Genomic DNA, 5,605 nt, shown 5'->3' on the forward strand with positions numbered 1-5,605 from the left:
CTCGCCCGAAAGGGCGAAAGCCTTTGCTGTTGCTGCTGCTTGAGATTTATGCGTCGGACAAGCAGCCGCACGAGTGAGCTTTGGCAGCGATAAGCTCTCTCGGTGAAGTCAGTCGCGGCTAAAGCCACTCCTACGAGGAACGCAAGCACTCAACCCAGATGCGTGCGCACCGCTTCGTCGATCTTGGCCGGCGGCACGAAACCGGGCACCCGCGCCACTTCCTCGCCCTGGCGGAACAGCATCAGCGTCGGCGTCTGGCGCAGGCCCTGGGCGCGGAAGAACTCCTCGCCCACGTCTTCCATCTTCACCTTGAGCAGGGTCACGCCCTGCGCGCTCTCGCCCTCGGCGAAACGCTCCAGCGACTTGTCGAGCATGCGGCAACCAGGGCAGTTGTCTTTGTTGAAATCGGCCAGCACGCGCGGATGCGCGGCGAGCGCATCCGCGAACTGTTCGGCACTGGAAACGGTGATGGTGGTGAGCATGGAACGAAACCTTGTCTGATGTCGGAAGAAGCCCGGCGTGCGATGGGGACGCCGGCAATGCCAGGAAACGGATGAACGACGACGGCGTCAGCCGCTGCCAGGCAACGGCAACACCCTCGCAGCGAAGCCAGCCGCGCCCGCGGGAGAGGACTCGGCAGCGGCCACCGGCACTGCGCCTGCCAACGACGCGCGCGCCGCGCGCAACGCCAGCACCTGCGCGCACCACGCGTCGATCGCAGCGTTGTCGCGGTCGCCGTGCGGCATCTGCTCGATCTCCAGCAATGGATAAACACTGTCGAAGAACCGCGCGATGCGCTTGACTGCACCGCAGTAGTACTCCAGCCCCCACTGCGTCTCGCCGGTGCCGAACGCCGCCACTTCGATCGCCTTGCCTGTCGCCTCGACCAGCTCGGCGATATAGCACTTCATCTCCGCCGGCGTGCGCCCGGCGTTGTCGCTCCAACTGCCGAGCAGATGCAGGTCGAAGTCCGCCGCACGCCCCGCATCGCCGAGTGCGCCCTGCAGCGTCTGCAGGTCGGTGTGGATCCAGGTCACTTCGTGCCCGGCGGCCTCGCACTGCGCATGCACGCGGCGGGCGACGTCGCGGGTGTTGCCGCTGAGCGAAGCGTAGGCGAGCAGGATGTGCATGGGGCGGGGATTCGGGAATGGGGATTCGGGATTCGTCAGGGCGGGGTTTGCTTTTGCCAATCCCCAATCCCGATTCCCCAATCCCGGCTCCTCACAGATCGTCGAAGCCGTTGTCCGAGTTGGTCTTCTTGTAGCTGGCGTTGCGCATCTCGAAGAAGTCGGTCTTGGTCTCGGTGAAGTTGTCGGCGTAGGCCTTGATCCACGGCATCACGTTGTCGCTGGCGCCGCTGTACAGCTTCTCGATGCCGAGCATGCCGGACATCTTGTTGGCGCGGTACTTCACGTACTGGATCATCTCGTCCACGTCGATGCCCTCGATGCCGTCGAGCACTTCCGAGGACCACTCGGTCTCCAGGCGGATCGCATGCTCGAAGGCCTGATGCACGTAGTCGGTCAGCTCGTTGGTCTGCAGCTCGGCGTTCTCGCCGATGATGGCGCGGATCAGCTCGCTGATGAACTTGGTGTGGGCCAGCTCGTCGCGGTTGATGAAGCTGATGATCTTGCCGGTGCCGGTCATGCGGTTCTGCCGCACCAGGTTGTAGAAATACGCGAAGCCGGAATAGAAGTTGATGCCTTCCAGGATCGAGGACTGGATCAGCGAGCGCAGCAGGGTCTCTGCGGTCTTCTCGCGCATGAAGTCGTCGTAGGCCTGCATGATCGGCTGGTTGCGCGCGATGATGGTCGGATGCGTGCGCGCGATCTCGAACACGCGGTTCTGGTCGGCCAGGCCGGCGATCGAGGCCAGCACGTACGAGTAGCTCTCGTTGTGGATCACTTCCTGCTGGCCGATGATCGCGGCATTGGCGTGCGCGGCCGGGTCGGTGATGTACTCGGCGACGTTGTAGATGAAGCGCGTCTGCGGCGAATCCAGCGTGGCCAGCAGGCCGATGATCGAGTCGTAGGCGTTCTTCTCGCGCGCCGACAGCTCCCCGTACTGCTTGGCATCGCCCTTCATGTCCACTTCGTCGGGGATCCAGAAGTTGGTCGACAGCTCCTTGTACGCCCGGTAGAAGGACGGGTACGGGATGTCGTTCCAGTTGAGGATGCCGCTGGTGGTGCCGTTGATGATGCCGGTGGAGCGGTTGGGGTGCAGCGGTTCGAGGATCTTGATGCGGTCGAGCGCGATGGCCATGGATGTGCTTCGTCGAGTCGGGTGAACGGCGCCGGCGGGCGGCGCGGGAATGCGGGACGCGCGCGACAGGACCGGCCTGCCGCGCGGCGCGGGCGTCAGACGCCGGCGATCAGCTCGAGCACCACTCGCACTCGCTGATGTCGATGTCGTTGGAACGCACGTAGTAGGTGGTCTTCAGGCCTTCCTTCCACGCGGTCATGTGCAGGTCCAGCAGGGTGCTGGCGCGGATGCCGCTGGGCACGTAGAAGTTGAAGCTGATCGACTGGTCGACGTGGCGCTGGCGGCGCGCGTTCTGGCGCACGCTGGCGAACTGGTCGACCTTGTAGGCGCCCTTCTCGTAGTACGGATAGGTATCCACGGTCAGCCCCGGCGCCACCACCGGACGGCGGAAGTCCTTCTTCTCCTCGTAGTAGAACGCGCTGTAGATCGGGTCGATCGACGCGGTGGAGCCGGCGATCTGCGCGGTGCTCATGTTCGGCGCCACCGCCACCATCCAGGCGTTGCGCACGCCGTGCACGCTCACCTGCGCGGCCAGTTCCTGCCACTGCGCGCTGTCGTAGCCGCGCTTGGTGAAGTACTCGCCGTTCTGCCAGTCGCTGCCCTTGAACACCTTGTACGCGCCCTTCTCCTTGGCCAGCGCCAGGCTCGCCTGGATGGTCAGGTAGTTGATGCGCTCGTACAGCGAATCGCTGTACGCCTCGGCGTCCGGCGAATTCCAGTCGATGCCCTTCTGCGCCAGCAGGTGGTGCCAGCCGAAGGTGCCCAGACCGATCGCGCGGTACTTCTGGTTGGTGATGGTGGCCTGCGGCACCGGCAGCTCGTTGAGGTCGATGACGTTATCGAGCATGCGCACCTGGACGCGGATCAGCCGCTCCAGGATGTCCGGCGACAGCAGGTCCGGCTGCGCGGTGACCGCGCGGCCCAGGTTCACCGAGGACAGGTTGCACACGACGAAGTCGCCGGCCTGCTTGGTGGTGACGATCTGGTCGCCGCTGATCATCTCCTGGATGACCCGCGTCGGGCTCATGTTCTGCAGGATCTCGGTGCACAGGTTGCTGGAATAGACCATGCCCTGGTGCTTGTTCGGGTTCATGCGATTGACTTCGTCGCGATAGAACATGAACGGGTTGCCGGTCTCCAGCTGGCTGACCATGATCCGCTTGAACATGTCGATGGCCTTGACCACCTTGCGGCCGATGCGCTCGTCGGCCACCACTTCCTCGTACTTGGCGCGGAAGCTGCCTTCGCCGCGCTTCTCGTCGAAGAAGTCCTGCAGGTACCAGCCCTTGACCTCCTTCACCTCGTGCGGGTCGAACAGGTACCACTCGCCGCGGCGCTCCACCGCTTCCATGAAGATGTCCGGCACGCACACCGCGGTGAACACGTCGTGCGCGCGCAGGCGCTGGTCGCCGTTGTTCAGGCGCAGGTCCAGGAACGCCTCGATGTCGCGGTGCCAGATGTCCAGGTACACGGCGATGGCGCCCTTGCGCTGGCCGAGCTGGTCCACCGACACGGCGGTGTTGTTGAGCTGCTTGATCCACGGCACCACGCCGCCGCTGGAGTTCTTCACGCCGCGGATCGCCGAACCGGACGAACGCACGTAGCCCAGGTAGGCGCCGACGCCGCCGCCGTGCTTGGACACGCGCGCCACGTCGGTGTTGGAGTCGTAGATGCCCTGCAGGCTGTCGTCGACGGTGTCGATGAAGCAGCTCGACAGCTGCCCGCCGATCTTGCCGGCGTTGGCCAGGGTCGGCGTGGCCACGGTCATGTACAGGTTGGACAGCGCCCAGTAGGCCTCGCCGACCAGCTGCATGCGGCGCTCGCGCGGCTTCTCGTCCTGCATCAGGTACAGGGCGATGGTCAGCCAGCGCTCCTGCGGCAGTTCGTAGACCTTGCGCGAGTTGTCGGTGGCCAGGTAACGCGTGGCCAGCAGGTACAGGCCGTTGTAGGCGAACAGCTTGTCGCGCTCCGGATCGATCATGCGGCCGGCTTCGGCCAGTTCGTCCTTGGAGTAGTTCTTGAGGATGTCGATCGAGTACACGCCGCGGTCGGCCAGGCTTTCCTGCAGGCCGACGTAGGAGCCGTACTTCTCGCCGGCATCGTAGAAACGGTTCTTGCTGGCGCGCTTGTACAGGCGGTCCAGGTACAGGCGCGCGGCGAAGTACTCCCACTCCGGCGTGGCGATGTCCACGCGCGACTCGGCCTCGCGGATCAGGTAGTCGACCATGTCGTCGGCCGACAGGCTTTCCTTCTTCTCGATGAAGGCGAAGGCCTTGCGCTCGTAGTCGCTCACGTCCAGCTGCGGGAACTCGGCGTGGATCCGGTCCAGGGTGCGCTGCAGGCGCGAGCGGTCGAAGGCCATGCGGCGGTTGCCGCCGTCCTTGACGATCCAGGTCACGGCGCGCTGGTCGTTGCTCGGCTCGCTGCTGGCCGTCGGCTCAGGCTGGGCAGTGGCGGCAGCGGTCGTGGGGTCGACGGCGGCGTCGACGGATGCGGTGGCCGGCAGGCTGTGGGTCTGGCTCATGAAGGTCTCCAAGCGTAGTGCACGCGGCCGCCCGACCCTCGCAGGCAGCGGTCCGACCGGGTTCAATGGTGGGCAGGCGGTGTCGCGAAGACTGCAAACGGCGCAGGCACCGGGCCTGCGGGCGGTCAACGCTGCACCGACCCTCTCCCCCCGGAGAGCGCGCGGTCGGCGCCGCGCGGTGTGCTTCGCGCGGCTGTCGGCAGGTCTTCGGGCTGATGGGCAACGGCCGTGGCCGGTTCCTAGCCCGTCGCTTCCCAAGGCGGGCGCCTCAGTGCGGATGACGGGTTCGTTCCCAATTACCGCTGCGGGGCAGCGCCGGAGTTGGCGTTGGCACGCCGCACCGGCTTCCCTTTTGATCCCGCGGCTTGGGGCCGCCGGAACCGACCACCCCAAGATAGTGGGGTCGGTCGGCGACGTCAACGCTAAATATGGGTGAAATTACGAAAACCTAAGCCTGGCAACGGTTTGCCGACGACAGCCGATTCCGGCCCTGCCGCGGCAGCCAGTCGTGGCCGTGACGGGGCCGTGAAGCCGGCCGCGGACAGGCGCATCCCTGCCCCCGAACTTCCGCCGACACCGCACCCTCGCCTACGGCCGGCACGGCACCACGGTGCCGCTCGCATCGGTGCAGGTGCCGGTGTGGACGATGCTGCCGTCCTGCACGCTGGTGCTGCCCTGGTAGCTGCCCTGCGTGCCATCGACGCTGCTCTGGCGGCTGCCGCTGAGCGTGCCGTCGGCGGCCCGGGCCAGGCTGCCGCTGCTGCTCGCGCTGGCGCCGTCGGCGCGCTGGACGCTGGCACTGCCCTGGCGGCTGGCGCT

Annotated in this window: 4 protein-coding genes, 1 pseudogene and 1 riboswitch; all 5 genes and pseudogenes read right to left on the reverse strand. The window is 66.0% G+C overall.

Annotation, left to right across the window (positions count from 1 at the left end; translation table 11 throughout):
- Positions 1-149: 149 nt before the first annotated feature.
- The gene (locus D180_RS00065; protein ID WP_017911175.1) at positions 150-482 is read right to left on the reverse strand and encodes a thioredoxin family protein; all 333 of its coding nucleotides are present in this window, start codon (positions 480-482) and stop codon (positions 150-152) included.
- 87 nt (positions 483-569) lie between these two features.
- Complete coding sequence (locus D180_RS00070) at positions 570-1,130, reverse strand: flavodoxin (RefSeq protein ID WP_017911176.1); 561 nt, start codon at positions 1,128-1,130, stop codon at positions 570-572.
- Positions 1,131-1,221: 91 nt separating this feature from the next.
- Positions 1,222-2,262, reverse strand: coding sequence for a ribonucleotide-diphosphate reductase subunit beta (locus D180_RS00075; RefSeq protein WP_010340146.1), 1,041 nt, complete (start codon positions 2,260-2,262; stop codon positions 1,222-1,224).
- Positions 2,263-2,371: 109 nt separating this feature from the next.
- Complete coding sequence (locus tag D180_RS00080; RefSeq protein WP_017911177.1) at positions 2,372-4,786, reverse strand: ribonucleoside-diphosphate reductase subunit alpha; 2,415 nt, start codon at positions 4,784-4,786, stop codon at positions 2,372-2,374.
- A 180-nt stretch (positions 4,787-4,966) separates the two neighbouring features.
- A riboswitch (cobalamin riboswitch) is annotated at positions 4,967-5,186 on the reverse strand.
- Between the two features lie 188 nt (positions 5,187-5,374).
- Positions 5,375-5,605 (reverse strand): annotated as a pseudogene (locus D180_RS00085) (hypothetical protein); the annotation flags it as partial.

Source organism: Xanthomonas sp. SHU 166, assembly GCF_000364685.1.
GTDB classification, from domain to species: Bacteria; Pseudomonadota; Gammaproteobacteria; order Xanthomonadales; family Xanthomonadaceae; genus Xanthomonas_A; species Xanthomonas_A sontii.

What these genes read in the sequence shown, in the direction of transcription:
- D180_RS00065 (WP_017911175.1), bottom strand. Translation starts at nt 482, where the DNA reads ATGCTCACCACCATCACCGTTTCCAGTGCCGAACAGTTCGCGGATGCG.
- D180_RS00070 (WP_017911176.1), bottom strand. Translation starts at nt 1,130, where the DNA reads ATGCACATCCTGCTCGCCTACGCTTCGCTCAGCGGCAACACCCGCGAC.
- D180_RS00075 (WP_010340146.1), bottom strand. Translation starts at nt 2,262, where the DNA reads ATGGCCATCGCGCTCGACCGCATCAAGATCCTCGAACCGCTGCACCCC.
- D180_RS00080 (WP_017911177.1), bottom strand. Translation starts at nt 4,786, where the DNA reads ATGAGCCAGACCCACAGCCTGCCGGCCACCGCATCCGTCGACGCCGCC.